We start from the raw sequence: 16,825 nt of genomic DNA, 5'->3' as shown, positions 1-16,825 counted from the left end.
TTTATCTAGACAATAAGCTGGTTTATGCAGTGATAACTGTTTCTACACCTTCGAGATCCGCAATGAACCCTTGTAAGCGCGGGTAGTCCACCAGGCCTTGAGTCACAAGCAGGACGGGCTTCTTCGCGTTCAGTGTTGCTTTAACAATCATACTCAACAAGGTAATAACTGCCTCGTTTTGAGGATCAAAAGCGTGTTGCTGAGCTTCATTGTGCTTGTCTACACCTAAAGTGAAAGACGCTAAGCTATCAACGTTCACCACAACACCATCGAAGTAATGAAGTAACCTTTCGCTTAGTAGCACAGCAGACGGCACATCGCACGAGAACAGAACTTTCAAGCCATTAAGCCCGCGTGGTAAGCCTTGCTCTGCAAGCAAATCAATAATCTTAGCGGCATCGCTTAATGCTCGTACATACGGTACAACCACTTCAACGTTAATACCCTGCTCTCGCAGCACTTTAATAACCTGACACTCTAAAGCGAAAGCCTTGCTGTACTCGGCTGTCGCATAACGCGCAACCCCACGAACACCTAGTGCCGGGTTTATCTCTTCGGCTTCACAGCTACCACCAAGTAGCGAACGGAAGCCATAGCTATCAGCACTACTTAACGCAATACGAACAGTGGCGTGGTTTGGCTGAACGGCTGCTTGAATGGCAATAACCAAGGTCGAAACAAAATGCTCATCGACTGTTTTATCGCCAAGGATCGCATCTAAAGAGGTTTTTTCGATATCAGTCAGTGTTTCTAAATAACTTTCAATACTTGGATGATAGAAGACACGATCCATGACCAATTCAGATAATGAAACGTATAAATGGTTGGAATTATTATTATCGTTGTAAGAAGGCAGCACATCACCTAAGACAAGTTCTGGGTGCAAAGTGCTTTGATTTTCTTGAGTCATTGCTGCTCCAGCATTTTTATGTTGTGTTCAAACGAAAATACCGATAGCTGCCTGTTAATACAAGTGAAAATCCCCCATTTGACGTTGGCCTGCTGATAAAAATGAGAATATTAGCAATAACAGAGATAACTTTGACTTAAGAGAGTTTATTCCTCTGTTCAATTCCGTTATCTTAACCACTTCGCAATAGAATAAAAAAGCTATCACATGCCATTAAAAACTGATGAGTTGAGAACCCAAGCTCTGGGTCCTATGCCAACTCCTGCCGAATTAGGCAATGCACACCCTATTACTGACGACGTTGCTGAGCGCATTAAGAATTCTCGCCGCCAAATCGAAGATATCCTAACGGGTCGTGATAATCGCCTATTAGTTATCGTTGGTCCTTGCTCTGTTCACGATACAGATGCGGCACTTGATTACGCTGAACGTCTAAGCCAGATTCAAGATCAATACAAAGATGAACTGTTCGTTGTCATGAGAACCTACTTCGAGAAGCCTCGTACGGTTGTAGGTTGGAAAGGTTTAATTACCGATCCGAATCTCGATGGTTCATACGCACTTGAAACAGGCTTGAATAAAGCACGTAAGCTATTGCTAGATATCAACAAGCTTGGCCTAGCTACCGCGACTGAATTCCTTGATATGATCACCGGCCAGTACATTGCAGACCTTATCACTTGGGGCGCAATTGGTGCTCGCACGACTGAATCTCAGATTCACCGTGAAATGGCTTCTGCACTGTCTTGCCCAGTTGGCTTCAAAAACGCGACTAACGGCAACATCAAAATTGCCATTGATGCGATTCGTGCTGCGCATGCTTCACACTACTTCTACTCGCCAGATAAGAACGGCCGCATGACGGTTTACCGTACTTCTGGTAACCCATACGGTCACGTAATTCTACGTGGTGGCGATAAAGGCCCTAACTTCGATGCTGAATCTGTAGATAACGCATGTAAGCAACTGGCTGAATTCGATCTACCTCAACGTTTGGTTGTAGACTTTAGCCACGCTAACTGTCAGAAACAGCACCGTAAACAGTTAGAAGTTGCACAAGACATTTGTGAGCAAATCAAATCTAACAAGAATCAAATTGCAGGCATCATGGCGGAAAGCTTCATTGTTGAAGGTAACCAGCCAATGACAGATATCAACAACCTAGAATACGGCAAGTCTATTACTGACCCATGCCTAAGCTGGGAAGATACTGCAACAATGCTAGATATGCTTGCAACAGCAATTAAAGATAGAAACTTAGCTTAAGGAAACAACACAATGCCATCATTTGACATTATCTCTGAAGTAGAAGCAGTAGAACTGCGTAACGCGGTAGACAACGCAAACCGTGAACTATCGACTCGTTTCGATTTTCGCGGCGTTGAAGCAAGCTTTGATTACAAAGATGAATCAGTAAAATTGACTGCTCAAGACGATTTTCAACTGAAGCAAATGCGCGATATCCTTCGTAGCAACCTAACAAAACGTAATGTTGATCCTAACGCGATGGAAGCGAAAGCAGCAGACCAAACAGGTCGCACTTGGCACCAAACGGTTATCTTTAAGCAAGGTATCGAAACGGATGTTGCTAAGAAGATCGTTAAGCTAATCAAAGACAACAAAGTTAAAGTTCAAGCTTCTATCCAAGGCGACAAAGTTCGTGTAACGGGTAAAAAGCGTGATGACCTACAAGCTGTTATGGCTCTAGTTCGCAGCGGTGAACTTGGTCAACCTTTCCAGTTTGACAACTTCCGCGACTAATTTTCGAGTTTGAGCGACTGCTTATTGTGGTTGCTCATTCATCAGCACAATGTCGTGTTTAAAATCATAAAAAGCCACTTCTTTTAGGAAGTGGCTTTTTATTTATCGGTCAGCTTTATTCGCATACCGCGAGGGCATTTGAACCGAGCTAGATAGATCGAGCCTTACTTGAGTACTTTGGCTGCAGACAATTTTAGGTCTTTGCCGACCAGCAGATTGAACTCTACGCTTGCTGGTGGAATAAACACACACACTCGTAATTTCTCAGCTCTGGCTTGCTCAAGCTTGGTTGATAGCTCTCCGCTATTAACATAGCTCTCTCTTTCTGCATCTCGACGGCATAAGTCTATAAATTCGAATGGACAATCGATTGGTGAAAGTACTAGCTCTGCCTCTTGCATCAGACGTAAAGCCTTCATAGAAAGTAGCTCAACATCTTCTTCAAATTCGATCCAAGTGACCTGCCCTTCACTATCAACTTGCTCAGTCAACGACTGTTGATAATACGATTCAAGTTGATCCCTATCCGTCACTTGATTAATAAAACTGGACGACAAAAAGCGCTCCCAGAATTTTCGGCGTTCATCAACAGTAGGAAAGGACTCTTTAATTGAATTGCGTTTTGATGCACCGAAGTCCGCTATCAAACCTATGTTCTGTGGCAATACAGTTTCGAGTTTTTCTCTAATATTTCTCACCAAAACAGGTGATGCGCCCCCACTTGAGATCGCTATTTGGATTCGTCCGCGATTTATCATTGAGGGTGTGATGAAGTCACAATAGGGTAAGTCATCGACCACATTGACAAGAATACCCATTTTTTTTGCATCATTATGTACTTGATGATTTAGGTTTGGGTTATCTGTAGTTGCCCACACTTGTAAGTAGTTTTTCGAGATAAGCTGTGACGAGTAAAAATTTTGAACCCAACGAAGTTTGTCTTCATCGGCTAGCTCTTTTAAGTAAGGTGCGACCTTAGGAGAAACCAAAGTTACATTAGCACCCGCTCGCAGCAAACTGTCGACTTTTCGGCAAGCAACCTCGCCCCCACCAACCACTAGAATTGGCTTATTCTCTACATCCAAAAACATTGGGAAATAACGCATGTTCTTCCTTGAGACTACTTCAATAACTATTCAGACATGCTACCAAATTTGGAGCATATTCATAACTATCCAAGCGTAATAAAAATATTTATTGACCAAATTTCCACCTTTCTTAAGGCTAATGCGCCACCAATACGACTTTAATTCAGAATATTTACCTAGCCCACCATCAATATAAAAACCTAAATCTCGTTGCACCAACAGTGTGAACCGTTGCACTATTTACATTCAGTTAACATTTGGTCATTCTAATTGTGTTCGGATTTGTGATTTCATTCAAAATTCTTTTTAAATTATACATTTGTGAAACTACGGATCCTTTCCTAACCTTATAAACAGTTGTTTAAATCGCACACGGTTTCATTTGCAAAATGCAACTCGCTTAATTTGAGCAACAAGGTCATAGACAACGCAACACACAAGAGACACTCAAACGAGTATGAGTATCAGGTGTCACCTGGTTAACAAGGAAGGATACAAATGACAAATAAACTAACACTTCTTGCTTCAGTAGTAGCTGCATCAACTGCGATGATGGCAACATCAGCATCAGCGGCAGAAAGCACTCTGGACAAAGTCACATCTCAAGGTTTTCTAACTTGTGGTGTAAGTACAGGTCTTCCAGGGTTCTCTAACCCTAACTCAAAAGGTGAATGGGAAGGAATTGATGTTGAGTATTGTCAAGCTCTTGCAGCGGCTGTACTCGGTGACAAGACTAAAGTTAAGTATGTACCGCTAACAGCAAAAGAGCGTTTTACCGCGCTTCAATCTGGTGAAATAGACGTACTATCTCGTAATACAACATGGACGCTACATCGTGACACTGCTCTAGGTTTAAACTTCGTAGGCGTTAACTACTACGATGGTCAAGGCTTCATGGTTAAGAAAGAACTTGGACTAACAAGTGCTCAAGAACTAGATGGCGCTTCAGTGTGTGTTCAATCAGGTACAACGACTGAACTTAACCTAGCCGATTACTTCCGTAACAGTGGCATGTCTTACAAGCCAGTGGTATTTGATACGGCAGCACAAACATCAAAAGGTTTCGACGCGGGTCGTTGTGATGTTCTTACAACTGACCAATCTGGTCTATATGCACTTCGCTTAAATCTTGCTGATCCTAAATCTGCACAGGTACTTCCTGAAATCATATCTAAAGAGCCACTAGGCCCTGTTGTTCGTCAAGATGATGACAAGTGGTTCAACGTTGCTAAATGGACCCTTTCAGCCATGATTAACGCAGAAGAGTACGGCATCTCTTCTAAGAATGCTGACGAAATGCTTAAGTCAAAAGATCCAAACATCAAGCGTATTCTTGGTGTTGACGGTCCTAAAGGTAAAGGCCTTGGCATTCGTGACGATTGGGGTTACCAAGTAATTAAACAAGTTGGTAACTACGGTGAGAGCTTCGAACGTACTGTTGGTACAGGTTCACCACTACAGATCTCTCGTGGCGTAAACGCACTATGGAATGCGGGCGGCTTTATGTACGCTCCACCAATCCGTTAATAAATTTACAAGCATCAATTAGGGCGGACTTTTCCGCCCTATTTATTAAATGGATTTGAGGTTATAGCAGTATGAAACCTAATGAAACTATTTCTCCAACTCAAGAAAAACCACAGCCCAAAAGTGCCAACCTTTTTTACAACCCCACTTTTCGCTCAATTGTTTTCCAAATTCTCGCCGTCGCGGCGCTTTGTGCTTTCTTCTACACGATTGTAAATAATGCACTCACAAACTTAGATTCCCGTGGTATCGCCACTGGTTTTGATTTTCTCTCCCAAGAAGCTGGTTTTGGTATCGGCTTAACACTGATTGAATACGACGAAACATTCTCATACGGTCGTACATTCTTTATCGGTCTTCTCAATACCGCTTTAGTTTCAGTATTAGGCATCATGTTAGCCACAGTACTGGGCTTTAGTATGGGTATCGCTAGGCTATCTTCAAACTGGCTAGTTAGCCGATTTGCAGCTGTCTACATTGAGATATTCCGAAATATTCCTCTTCTTCTACAAATATTTTTTTGGTATTTCGCCGTTCTACAAGCATTGCCTTCCGCTCGTCAGAGTATGAGCCTTGGTGAAGCTATTTTCTTGAATGTACGTGGTTTGTACTTCCCAGCTCCAGTGTTAGAACAAGGCAGTAGCATTGTCATAGCATCATTGATTGTCGGTATCATCGCTACTTTTGTTATCAACATCTGGGCTAATAACAAACAAAAGCTAACCGGCCAACAAACACCAATGTTGCGAATTGCTGCAGCGCTGATTGTGGGCTTACCATTAGTCACTTACTTTGTTATGGGTATGCCTATCTCTGCGGAGTACCCTGTTCTGAAAGGGTTTAACTTCAAAGGTGGTATCAGTATCATTCCTGAATTGGCAGCATTGATGCTCGCTTTAAGTATCTACACAGCGGCATTCATCGCCGAGATTGTGCGTTCAGGTATTAACGCGGTAAACCATGGGCAAACAGAGGCTGCTATGTCTCTAGGGCTCCCGCGAACAAGAACTCTTAAGCTAGTCATTATACCGCAAGCATTAAGAATTATTATCCCACCACTAACCAGTCAGTATTTAAACCTGACCAAAAACTCATCACTTGCGATGGCCATTGGTTATCCCGATCTTGTATCTGTCTTTGCAGGAACAACATTGAACCAAACTGGACAAGCTATCGAAGTAATCGCGATGACAATGGGCGTCTACTTAACCCTAAGCCTATTAACATCTGCTCTAATGAACATATACAACCGCAAAGTAGCGTTGGTGGAGAGATAAGATGAGTACACATCAATTTCAACCTGATCTTCCGCCTCCAGCGAATACTGTTGGACCTGTCGGTTGGTTAAGAAAAAATCTATTTAATGGACCAATTAACAGTGTCGTCACTGTGGTGCTTGCTTACTTTGCTTTCACTTTATTATGGGCAATAGCTGATTGGGCATTCTTGAGCGCTGACTGGATAGGAACAACACGCGATGCCTGTACTAGCGAAGGCGCTTGTTGGGTTTTCATTAGCGTCCGTTGGGACCAATTCATGTACGGCTTCTACCCAGAAGCGGAACTGTGGCGTCCTCGCTTTTTCTACGCAACATTAGCTATTTTTGTTGCTTTGTTAGCTTCCGAAAAAACACCTAAGCGTACGTGGATTTGGTTATTCTTCGTAAACATCTACCCGTTTATCATTGCAGGCTTACTATACGGTGGTGTATTTGGTCTAGAGGTTGTTGATACCCATAAATGGGGCGGCCTACTGGTTACACTAATCATCGCACTTGTTGGTATCGTTGTATCACTGCCTATCGGTGTCGCACTGGCGCTAGGGCGTCGTTCAGAGATGCCAATCATCCGCAGTATGTGTACCGTTTACATCGAAATCTGGCGTGGTGTACCACTGATTACGGTTCTATTCATGGCCTCGGTAATGCTTCCGCTCTTTTTATCAGAGGGGATGGAGACCGATAAACTGATACGTGCGCTTGTTGGGGTAGTACTGTTTAGTGCTGCTTATATGGCGGAAGTAATCCGTGGTGGTTTGCAAGCAATACCAAAAGGTCAATACGAAGCCGCTGACGCTCTAGGGTTGAGCTATTGGAAAAAGACGGGGCTTATCATTCTGCCTCAAGCTCTTAAAATCACGATTCCTTCAATTGTGAATACCTTTATTGGTTTGTTCAAAGATACCAGTCTAGTTTTGATTATCGGTATGTTTGATGTACTAGGGATTGGCCAAGCCGCGAATACCGACCCTGAGTGGCTTGGGTATTCAACAGAAAGTTATGTATTTGTCGCGTTAGTGTTCTGGGTGTTTTGTTTTGGCATGTCGAGATACTCGATTTGGCTGGAAAACAGACTTCACACCGGTCACAAACGATAATTAACAAGATCAAGGACGTATTATGACGCAGCAAACAGAAAACAACTCTCAAGGTCTTATGATCGAGTTAAAAGACATGAACAAATGGTACGGCGAATTCCACGTACTTAAAAACATCAATCTAGAGGTTAAGAAAGGCGAAAAAATCGTTATCTGTGGCCCTTCTGGCTCAGGAAAATCAACGATGATCCGTTGTATCAACCGGTTGGAAGAACACCAAAAGGGTCATATCTTCGTTTCAGGTAATGAATTGACGGAAGACCTAAAAAACATTGAAGCCGTGCGCCGAGATGTTGGTATGTGTTTTCAACACTTCAACTTGTTTCCACATCTGACGGTATTAGAGAACTGTACTCTAGCCCCTATTTGGGTCAAAAAGATGCCTAAAGAGGAAGCCGAAGCCATCGCGATGAAATTCCTTGAGCGTGTAAAAATCCCTGAACAAGCGGATAAATTCCCAGGCCAACTGTCAGGTGGACAACAGCAACGTGTGGCAATCGCTCGTTCTTTGTGTATGAACCCTCAGGTTATGCTATTTGATGAACCAACATCGGCACTAGACCCAGAAATGGTTCGTGAAGTATTAGACGTAATGGTCGAATTGGCCGAAGAAGGGATGACAATGTTGTGTGTAACGCACGAGATGGGCTTTGCTAAAGAGGTCGCAGATCGCGTTATCTTTATGGATGCCGGTGAAATCATAGAAGAGAACAACCCTGTCGACTTCTTTGAAAACCCACAATCGGATAGGACGCAGAACTTCTTGAGCCAAATCTTGCACCATTAATATGTTATGATGCATAAACTACAGAGGCGGCTTAGGTCGCCTCTTTATTTTTCGATGTTCTTTTTATTTTTCGATGTTATCGTTCGTTTTCCAAAGGTTATAAATCATTAGCCAGTAACTATAAAAGTTTGAACATCGAGTGTTAGCGACACTTTATCGTCATTAGAAATACTTTGTTACACCTTCAGAAACACTTAACCGACTATTTTGATTATTATTTTAGGTATACAAGAGGAATGAAAGACTTGATTTTTCGAACTTTCAGCCCCATAAATGTACTAATAACTATTGAAGTCACCTTACGAGGAAGATTATGAACAGCCCTATGTTTTCACGCACAGCATCTCAAGAAAGTGCTCTGCAAACCAATAAAGTGTTGCGTAACACCTACGCACTACTGTCTATGACACTACTTTGGTCTGCTGTAGTAGCAGGCGTATCTATGGCGATGAACCTTCCTCGCCCTGGTCTTATCATTATGCTAGTTGGTTTCTACGGCCTTCTATTCCTAACAGAAAAGAACCGTGACAACAGCATGGGTCTAGTCTTCACATTCCTATTTACAGGTTTCTTAGGCTACACCATCGGTCCAATCTTAAACATGTACGTTGGTGCAGGCATGGGTGATGTCATCCTAACTGCACTTGGCGGTACTGCACTGGCATTTATGGCTGCATCTGCTTACGCCCTAACAACTAAACGTGACCTTTCATTCCTTAACGGTATGCTAATGGCTGGTTTCGTTGTTCTGCTAGTCGGCATGGTTGCAAACATCTTCCTACAAATGCCACTACTATCACTGGCAATGAGCGGTATGTTTATCCTATTCTCGACTGGTGTAATCTTGCTAACAACGCAAAGCATCATTCGTGGTGGTGAAACGAACTACATCTCTGCAACGATTAGCTTGTATGTTTCTATCTACAACATCTTCATCAGCCTACTAAGCATCTTAGGCATTATGGGTAACGACGACTAATCGCTTCCATCACTGAATCATATCTAGCCCAAGAGCCTATCTCTTGGGCTTTTTTTATCCATAAGTGCAATATTTTTTGAGATAGCTACAATTTCTGTTGAGAAAGATAAACTTGGTCATGTACTCTATCCGGATAGTTAATTGGACTCTGGATTAAACATGTTTGAATATAACGGCAAGCAAATCGAAACCGACGCTCAAGGTTATCTGTTGGATTACACTCAATGGGAAGAAGGTATGATTGAAATTCTTGCTCAAGATGAGGAAATTGAACTTACTGATGCACACTTAGAAGTCGTACATTTTGTAAGAAGCTTTTACGAAGAGTTCAACACCTCACCAGCGGTTCGCATGCTCGTGAAAGCAATGGAAAAAGCTCACGGTCCAGAAAAAGGCAACAGTAAGTACCTTTTCAAATTATTCAAAAAAGGCCCTGCCAAACAAGCAACCAAGCTCGCCGGTTTACCTAAACCAGCAAAATGCTTGTAGAACTAAAATAGCGCTAGGTTGATCTCAACGTAAAAAGTTAAATACTGTAGTGTCCTACAGTATTTTAAACTCCCCTACACGTACGTCCTGCCGCTCATGATCTTTAACTTGATGCATGACGACATTGTCTACTGTTGCGCTCGGTGGTCCAAGATTAAGCCAAGCGTGTAACTTCTCAAGTTTCAGCACCTCTCCGACCGCTAACACTTCAACTCGACCATCATTTAGGTTCTTTGCATAGCCGGAAATGCCCAAATCCTGCGCCTGCCTACTGGTGTGATAACGAAATCCAACACACTGAACTACGCCTGACACGACAAAAATATACTGCAGAGTATCCATAACGTTGCCTCATAAATTATATGGATGATATAGTTGCGATTCTATTCATTCACCATTTATTGGTGGGCTTACTTCGAGTATTACAATTATGAAAGAAATCCCGTTTCGTTGGATTGACAAATATCTCATTCACCTAAAAATCCAAGAAAAGTTCTATCTACTATTCTTATTACCTCTTATCGCCCTGGTTATACTGACTTTAGTTTTAGATAGCGCCGCGGACTCTTTACTTGCTCACCTTTATCAGGATGAATTGCTCCTGATGAAAGGGCTGATTGAAGCTGGACAACTCACTAAAGATCAGGTGTCTCAACTCATTAGTAATTCTGAAACCATCTCTTTAGGATATGGTGCAGGATCTGTTTCTGTCATGAATGGCGCCTTCAGTTTAGTCGCAAGCCATGACCAAAACTTATGGTCAGCTCTATCTACTACTCAGGTATCGATTATTGCAGTAACTCTCACGTTGATCGCTCTAGGGGTTTACTACATCATGACTTTCATTGGTGGTGCTATGTTCTCGATGAACAAAGCACTCAGCACACTTGCGAGTGGCGATTTAACTTGTCGCATGAACTACTTTTTAGTTCGCGATGAGTTCAGTGAAATTGCTATTACTATCGATAAGGTTGCCGAGCGTGAACAAAACATGGTTCTCTCAATCCAAGAGTCCGTTGCTCTCATGCAGCAAATCAGCTCGGATTTGAACCAATCAACGCAACAAAGCTCAGATATCTCAAGTAATCAACAAGAGCACTTGAATAGCCTCGCCAGCGCAACTGAACAAATGGCAGCAACGATTCGCGAAGTCGCTACCCTTGCCCATGATTCAAGCACTCAAACAATGGACGCTCGTGGTGTCGCACAAAGTGGTCAAGTTAAGGTTTCTAATACTTTGGAATCGATCTCTAGCTTATCCCAAGAGATTCAATCGGCTTCGCAAGCAGTAGAAGAACTCGATGCTAATGCAGCGCAGATCGATGAAGTAGTCGCAACCATCAATGGTATCTCTGAACAAACTAACCTGTTAGCGCTAAACGCTGCGATTGAAGCTGCTCGAGCTGGAGAGCAAGGCCGTGGTTTTGCAGTTGTTGCTGATGAAGTTCGCGCTCTTGCCGGACGAACTCAACAAGCGACAGTTGAAATCCAGAGCATGATCGAGTCGTTACAGCGTAACAGTCAATCATTAACAAAACTGATGGAAGTGACAGTAAACAATGCCAATGAAGGCCAAACACTGATGTCGGAAGTGAACGTTGAGATCGGTTCTTTAGCTGAGAAAAACCAGTCTATTTCTGATAGTAGTACGCAAATTGCTACTGCTGCAGAAGAGCAAGGTGTCGTTGCGGATAACATTGCACAAAGTGTTGAAGAGATTCGTCATCAATCAGACGGCATCTGCGAGATGATCAGTAAGAGTAACTCTAACGTTGACCAACTTCGTAAGCAGAGCGATACGATGGAAGGTTTGCTGACAGGTCTTAAAGCTTAATACTGACATCTAACCACCATCTAATGATGGTTCAATACAAGGGCTGCTTTTGCAGCCCTTTCTTATTTGCTTTTCCCTTGTACTTCCCCGACAATACCCCTCCTTCAAATTCAACAAACAGAGTAAATTATGACTCCTTCAATTCATCTAGCTAAAGGCCGAGATAAATCACTACGCCGTAAACACCCTTGGGTATTTTCACGCGGTATCGATAAGGTCGAAGGCGAACCACAACAAGGTGAAACTGTAGACGTATATGCTCAGAATGGTCAATGGCTAGCAAAAGCGGCTTACTCACCAGAATCTCAAATTCGAGCTCGTGTTTGGACATTTGAAAAAGAAGAAATTAACAAAGCGTTCTTCGTAAAACGAATTCAAGACGCGCAATCACTGCGTGAAGACATCATTGAGCGTGATGGTTTAACTGGCTACCGCCTTACCGCTGCAGAGTCTGATGGCCTGCCAGGTATCACTATCGACAAATATCAAGACTACCTAGTTTGCCAACTACTAAGTGCGGGCGCTGAATTCAATAAGAGCGTATTGGTTGAAGCTTTAATTGAATGCTTCCCAGACTGTAATATTTACGAGCGTTCAGACGTAGCAGTTCGTAAAAAAGAAGGCCTAGAACAAGTTGTTGGTGTACTTCACGGTGAAGAGCCACCAAAATCTATCGTCATTGAAGAAAACGGCGTCAAAATCAGCGTAAACATCATGGAAGGCCACAAAACTGGCTTCTACATGGACCAACGTGATAGCCGTAAAGAGTCAATGAAGTATGTTAAAGGCAAAGATGTGCTCAACTGTTTCTCATACACTGGCGGCTTTGGTCTTTACGCACTGAAAGGCGACGCAAAACGTGTAATCAACGCAGATGTGTCTCAATTAGCTCTTGATACAGCTAAGTTCAACGCTGAACTCAATGAATTTGATATCTCGAAAAAGCGTGCTGTATTCCTAAACGCAGACGTATTTAAACTACTTCGTGAATACCGAGATCAAGGCACTAAGTTTGACGTCGTGATCATGGACCCACCAAAGTTCGTTTCAAGCAAAAACAACCTAACATCAGGTGCTAACGGCTACAAAGATGTAAACATGCTTGCAATGCAAATCTTAAACCCTGGTGGCACTCTACTCACCTACTCTTGCTCTGGCTTGATGGGCACTGATTTATTCCAAAAAATCATCGCTGACGCTGCTCTAGACGCTGGCAGAACAGTAAAATTTGTCGAGCGCTTCGAGCAAGCAGCCGATCACCTTACAGACACCGCCTACCCAGAAGGTTTCTATCTGAAAGGTTTTGCCTGTAAAGTGTTGTAACCAAAGCGTGTTATAACTTCAATGTAAGGTCTTCTTCAGCGCGATTACTTTACTAAATTAAGATATAAAAAAGGGCCTTTCGGCCCTTTTTGTTTAGTTATCGTAAATTTTCAATATATCGTTTAATAGTCCACTCACATCTGAAATTGAACCGTTAGTGATATAACTATCAAATTGTTCAGCGCTATCTTGCAATATGATCTCCTGAGTTTTTCCACCATCTGTCACAGTCAACTTAAGATCTGCCGTTGACATATTATCTGCACCTTCAAGAGAAATACCAATCTTACTGCTTTGAAGTAGGCTATTAATACTGTCAGAAGAATCTGTATGGAGTAGATCGGAAATATCTATTTTATCATCACCCTTAGTAAAGTCTGTAATTGTGTCTTTCTCACCATGACGAACACCAGAACCTTGGTCGACAAACTTGAAGATATCATCATCACTACCGCCGGTTAAAATATCGTTACCAATACCACCGATAAGAATATCATCGCCAGATCCGCCTTTAAGTGTATCGTGACCCGTACCGCCTCGAAGACCATCGTTACCTTCACCGCCATCAATGACGTCATCGCCTGACCCGCCGAATATAACGTCTGAGCCACCTTCTCCGTAGATATAGTCACTACCGCCGCCACCATGAGCAACATCCAAGTTTGCTGTACTGTTATTAGTAGCAGCTATCTCACTATCTTCACCTTGGTTAGGGTTAAGTATTACGTTCGAATCGCGACCTTGAGTGAAAACATCTTTAATATAAGTGTTTATCGCATCTTGGTTAGACGCTTGCCCAGTATTTTGGTCCAAGACAGCATGACTATCACCAAGATAAATCACATCATCGCCCTGGCCAGTCCAAACAGCATCGCCAGCATCACCAACATTGATTGAAACACCTTTGTTGATATCAACATTGTCTACAATCTTGTTGTAACCCGCTTGTCCATTGGTTACTGCAGGTGATCCTATCCAACTCAAATTATCATGAAGAACTTTAACAGAATCGATCATCTTGCCTGTAGACGACACATCTACGCTGCCTTTTGAACCCATTACATCAAATGAAATATGACTGCTACTTGTATCACCATCACCATCTTTTAATGTGTAATCGAAGTCTACGGTTTCAGGTCTAGCTTGTGGTTTGCCACCAAATTTGTACGAACCCGTATCCATATCGATACTCAAAGTGTACTTGCCATCGACCGTAACTTTTAACTCGTTTGTTGATTCATTTTTGGTAAAGCTGATCTTAGAGTTCTGTCCTGTAGAACTGATAGTTGAACCATCAAAATTAAAAGTTACGCCATCAATAACTAACTGACTAACATAACCACCATCAGCGCCAAAGCCACCATTAGTTACCAATGAACCATTAACGGTTTGAATTATTGGCTGGGTCAATATATCTGTTAGTTGGCTCGACGAATCAATAACTATCGCTGAAGAGTCTGTTCCCGTCAGACCATCGTGAGAAACCAAATCAATTTGGCCTTTGTCAAGATAACCTCCAGTTATACCTATAGCTTGAGAAGTAATACCATTATCATCTAAATGTTTAGTCCAAGTTTTGGCTTCCCAATAATCTATCCTATCATCTTGGTTTGGAATTCCATCAGTAATAAAGTAACTGACGTTATTCGCATCAGGGAGCTTACTATCTTCGTCATGGTCCCATGAAGTACGGGCTTTACGTAAAGCATCATCATAATCAGTATTATTCTTAGGTTTTAGCTTATTGATTTCTGTAATAGCTTCACTAACAGAGAACCAAGATTTACTACCGTCATGTATGAGTTTAGCGTTGCCGGTAAATGTCACTATTTGGACTTTTACATCGCCAAGCGTGTCATATTGCTGGAGCATCTTAGCAAGAGATTCTTTTAAAATAGCTAAACGAGTCTTACCAGCAACGCCAGAATCGTAGCCCATAGAGCCAGACACGTCGATTACCAACTGAATATTCGTATCTGATTTTGTTTCTGGGGTAACTGGCACATCAATAGCTGTTGCAACAGGCTGATCATCTTCAATCGAAACCGTAATTTGCCCCCCTGAACTCTTAAGCCCCGAAGTGTCTTTAGCAATGACCGGGATCTGAATGACTAGATTGTCTTCGCCATTAGTATTGGGGTGATCTACCGGAGCTTTCAATTGTATGTCGTAGTGACCATTTCTATCCAATGTTGCTTCAATAACAACTTTTCCGTTAGCAGTACCAGTAAGTGCATGACCATCAGGCGATACCGCCCAATCAATAGTATGCCCTTCTGATGTCAAAGGCTGACCGGTCGATGTTGTAATGTTAATTGAACTTGATTCACTAAATACAGTGTCAGACCAGTTACCATTGGCATCGGTAATAGACAAATCCCCCTGAACAGAGTGTCCATCAGTAGAATCACTCGGCAAACCTATCGTATCCGTAATACCCCCACTAAGAGCTTCTTCAGACACACTGACTGACTGATTCCTGATGACAGGTGCAACTTCATTGTCGAGTATCGAGCCAGTACCTGTGTCGCCACCAATAGTAATCGTGTAATTTTCAGTATTTTCTACAAGAACGTCATCTAATGTCGGAACAATAACTTTAAAGTAAGATACGCCTTTAGGCACAATAATAGATTGCTTATCTGCACTCAGTTTAACGCCATCCGTAAACGAAATGTCTGCTTTTCTAACATCACTACTATTCGGGAAGTTAAATGAATATTTAACTTCTATATCAGAAGAACCTGTAAGTGCAACACTGTACTCCAACACTCCACCTTCTTTAACAGCAAGAGCATCGGACACACTTATTGCGGGTTTATCAGAAGCATCTTCATTTATAGAGCCCGTAGCTGATACACCGTGCTGACCGCTATTGATGATTACATCTTTACTAGCATCAGTTGAAGATTGGAAAGGTATCTCACTCAACTTAATTCCAAAGTCTTCTGATGTTTCGAAACGGTTATCATTTACTGTATCTACATTAACTTTGAAATCCGTAACTTTCGCAGGAAGTGTGAATGTTCCATTCACTTCATTTACCGAAATAGTCTTAATCACTCCGCCAGAAACATAAGTGACTGTAACCCCAGCAAACGGCTTACTACTGTCTGCGGCTAAATCCTCAAGGTTTGCTTTGCCAACGCCATTAGAAAATTCAAACTCGACTTTCATCTCAATCGACGCTTCAGACACCTTCGATAGTTGCCCATCAAGTACGGCCGTGCTTCCTTCATCAACAGCATTAGCATTCGTCAATGTAAGCGTAGGGTTATCTGAATGATCTAACTTGATTGTACCTTGACCTTTCAGATCAGAATTCGCTTCATCAATACTTGACGTTCCACCTACCTGAGATTTTGTATCTACAATGTGAAGTCCAAAACGTTCAGTCCATTCAAACTTATCGTCTTGTACGGTTTGAACTGTTACACGAAGTTCAGTTCTTCCTGCCGGAATTTCTACATAACCGTTAACGACATTTGCAACTTGGAAATCGCCGTTAGCATCTTTGTATTCGTAAGTTAGGCTATTGGTATCGATGTCATCAAATTCAGTATCGTAACCATTCGTTGTCGCTTCAAATTTAACATACTGTTTTTCAGAAGAGGCTTCATTTAATGTCACTTTAAAGGATGCTTTATCACCTTCATTCACAGGCACAGCATCGTGGACTTTGATAGTTACGTCGTGATCAATGATGGTCGCGGTGTTGCTTTCGCCGCCCACGGTTAACGTGAACGTCTCG

General features: G+C 42.3%; 14 protein-coding genes. 10 read left to right on the top strand and 4 right to left on the bottom strand.

Going from position 1 to position 16,825, the window contains the following annotated elements; genetic code table 11:
- Window positions 1–22: 22 nt before the first annotated feature.
- Window positions 23–910 (bottom strand): putative PEP-binding protein, encoded by an 888-nt coding sequence (locus AB6E08_RS00210; protein ID WP_372064999.1) that lies wholly within the window; start codon window positions 908–910, stop codon window positions 23–25.
- Window positions 911–1,117: 207 nt separating this feature from the next.
- Here AB6E08_RS00210 and AB6E08_RS00205 point away from each other — a divergent pair, with 207 nt between their 5' ends.
- Both AB6E08_RS00205 and AB6E08_RS00200 read left to right on the top strand, forming a co-directional pair.
- Entirely contained in the window at window positions 1,118–2,176 is a 1,059-nt protein-coding gene (locus AB6E08_RS00205) for a 3-deoxy-7-phosphoheptulonate synthase (RefSeq protein WP_009846643.1), read from the top strand.
- 12 nt (window positions 2,177–2,188) lie between these two features.
- Window positions 2,189–2,671, top strand: coding sequence for a YajQ family cyclic di-GMP-binding protein (locus AB6E08_RS00200; RefSeq protein ID WP_004733632.1), 483 nt, complete (start codon window positions 2,189–2,191; stop codon window positions 2,669–2,671).
- 164 nt (window positions 2,672–2,835) lie between these two features.
- On the opposite strand, the gene AB6E08_RS00195 is transcribed toward AB6E08_RS00200, so the two are convergent.
- Window positions 2,836–3,777 (bottom strand): bifunctional precorrin-2 dehydrogenase/sirohydrochlorin ferrochelatase, encoded by a 942-nt coding sequence (locus tag AB6E08_RS00195; RefSeq protein ID WP_017103471.1) that lies wholly within the window; start codon window positions 3,775–3,777, stop codon window positions 2,836–2,838.
- Window positions 3,778–4,257: 480 nt separating this feature from the next.
- Here AB6E08_RS00195 and AB6E08_RS00190 point away from each other — a divergent pair, with 480 nt between their 5' ends.
- The 6 genes from AB6E08_RS00190 (at window position 4,258) to AB6E08_RS00165 (ending at window position 9,917) form a co-directional block, all read left to right on the top strand.
- Window positions 4,258–5,286: an amino acid ABC transporter substrate-binding protein gene (locus tag AB6E08_RS00190; protein ID WP_004733634.1), complete on the top strand. Its 1,029-nt coding sequence runs from the start codon at window positions 4,258–4,260 to the stop codon at window positions 5,284–5,286.
- Window positions 5,287–5,357: 71 nt separating this feature from the next.
- Window positions 5,358–6,563, top strand: a complete 1,206-nt coding sequence (locus AB6E08_RS00185; protein WP_009846641.1) for an amino acid ABC transporter permease — start codon at window positions 5,358–5,360, stop codon at window positions 6,561–6,563.
- A 1-nt stretch (window position 6,564) separates the two neighbouring features.
- Window positions 6,565–7,662, top strand: coding sequence for an amino acid ABC transporter permease (locus AB6E08_RS00180; protein WP_372065004.1), 1,098 nt, complete (start codon window positions 6,565–6,567; stop codon window positions 7,660–7,662).
- Window positions 7,663–7,684: 22 nt separating this feature from the next.
- Window positions 7,685–8,449: an amino acid ABC transporter ATP-binding protein gene (locus tag AB6E08_RS00175; RefSeq protein ID WP_009846639.1), complete on the top strand. Its 765-nt coding sequence runs from the start codon at window positions 7,685–7,687 to the stop codon at window positions 8,447–8,449.
- 313 nt (window positions 8,450–8,762) lie between these two features.
- The gene (locus AB6E08_RS00170; protein WP_012603870.1) at window positions 8,763–9,428 is read left to right on the top strand and encodes a Bax inhibitor-1/YccA family protein; all 666 of its coding nucleotides are present in this window, start codon (window positions 8,763–8,765) and stop codon (window positions 9,426–9,428) included.
- 159 nt (window positions 9,429–9,587) lie between these two features.
- Entirely contained in the window at window positions 9,588–9,917 is a 330-nt protein-coding gene (locus AB6E08_RS00165; protein WP_029225525.1) for a TusE/DsrC/DsvC family sulfur relay protein, read from the top strand.
- A gap of 54 nt (window positions 9,918–9,971) precedes the next feature.
- Here AB6E08_RS00165 and yccX read toward each other — a convergent pair whose 3' ends face one another.
- Window positions 9,972–10,259 (bottom strand): acylphosphatase, encoded by a 288-nt coding sequence (gene yccX, locus AB6E08_RS00160; protein WP_009846636.1) that lies wholly within the window; start codon window positions 10,257–10,259, stop codon window positions 9,972–9,974.
- A gap of 88 nt (window positions 10,260–10,347) precedes the next feature.
- Here yccX and AB6E08_RS00155 point away from each other — a divergent pair, with 88 nt between their 5' ends.
- Window positions 10,348–11,751 carry a methyl-accepting chemotaxis protein gene (locus tag AB6E08_RS00155; protein ID WP_371695600.1) on the top strand — a complete coding sequence of 468 codons (1,404 nt, stop codon included), beginning with the start codon at window positions 10,348–10,350 and terminating at the stop codon, window positions 11,749–11,751.
- Window positions 11,752–11,880: 129 nt separating this feature from the next.
- Window positions 11,881–13,074 (top strand): class I SAM-dependent methyltransferase, encoded by a 1,194-nt coding sequence (locus tag AB6E08_RS00150; RefSeq protein ID WP_009846634.1) that lies wholly within the window; start codon window positions 11,881–11,883, stop codon window positions 13,072–13,074.
- 93 nt (window positions 13,075–13,167) lie between these two features.
- Here AB6E08_RS00150 and AB6E08_RS00145 read toward each other — a convergent pair.
- On the bottom strand, window positions 13,168–16,825 hold a 3,658-nt coding region (locus AB6E08_RS00145), incomplete at its 5' end, for a VWA domain-containing protein (RefSeq protein WP_372159568.1).

The sequence above is a fragment of the Vibrio sp. 10N.247.310.24 genome, assembly GCF_041467175.1.
Lineage (GTDB): Bacteria > Pseudomonadota > Gammaproteobacteria > Enterobacterales > Vibrionaceae > Vibrio > Vibrio tasmaniensis_A.
The sequence above is the reverse complement of the archived record's forward strand: the minus strand, read 5'-3'. Positions and strand labels throughout refer to the sequence as shown.

Excerpts from the sequence above, each read along its gene's own strand:
- AB6E08_RS00210 (WP_372064999.1), bottom strand. The coding sequence starts at position 910 with ATGACTCAAGAAAATCAAAGCACTTTGCACCCAGAACTTGTCTTAGGT.
- AB6E08_RS00205 (WP_009846643.1), top strand. The coding sequence starts at position 1,118 with ATGCCATTAAAAACTGATGAGTTGAGAACCCAAGCTCTGGGTCCTATG.
- AB6E08_RS00200 (WP_004733632.1), top strand. The coding sequence starts at position 2,189 with ATGCCATCATTTGACATTATCTCTGAAGTAGAAGCAGTAGAACTGCGT.
- AB6E08_RS00195 (WP_017103471.1), bottom strand. The coding sequence starts at position 3,777 with ATGCGTTATTTCCCAATGTTTTTGGATGTAGAGAATAAGCCAATTCTA.
- AB6E08_RS00190 (WP_004733634.1), top strand. The coding sequence starts at position 4,258 with ATGACAAATAAACTAACACTTCTTGCTTCAGTAGTAGCTGCATCAACT.
- AB6E08_RS00185 (WP_009846641.1), top strand. The coding sequence starts at position 5,358 with ATGAAACCTAATGAAACTATTTCTCCAACTCAAGAAAAACCACAGCCC.
- AB6E08_RS00180 (WP_372065004.1), top strand. The coding sequence starts at position 6,565 with ATGAGTACACATCAATTTCAACCTGATCTTCCGCCTCCAGCGAATACT.
- AB6E08_RS00175 (WP_009846639.1), top strand. The coding sequence starts at position 7,685 with ATGACGCAGCAAACAGAAAACAACTCTCAAGGTCTTATGATCGAGTTA.
- AB6E08_RS00170 (WP_012603870.1), top strand. The coding sequence starts at position 8,763 with ATGAACAGCCCTATGTTTTCACGCACAGCATCTCAAGAAAGTGCTCTG.
- AB6E08_RS00165 (WP_029225525.1), top strand. The coding sequence starts at position 9,588 with ATGTTTGAATATAACGGCAAGCAAATCGAAACCGACGCTCAAGGTTAT.
- yccX (WP_009846636.1), bottom strand. The coding sequence starts at position 10,259 with ATGGATACTCTGCAGTATATTTTTGTCGTGTCAGGCGTAGTTCAGTGT.
- AB6E08_RS00155 (WP_371695600.1), top strand. The coding sequence starts at position 10,348 with ATGAAAGAAATCCCGTTTCGTTGGATTGACAAATATCTCATTCACCTA.
- AB6E08_RS00150 (WP_009846634.1), top strand. The coding sequence starts at position 11,881 with ATGACTCCTTCAATTCATCTAGCTAAAGGCCGAGATAAATCACTACGC.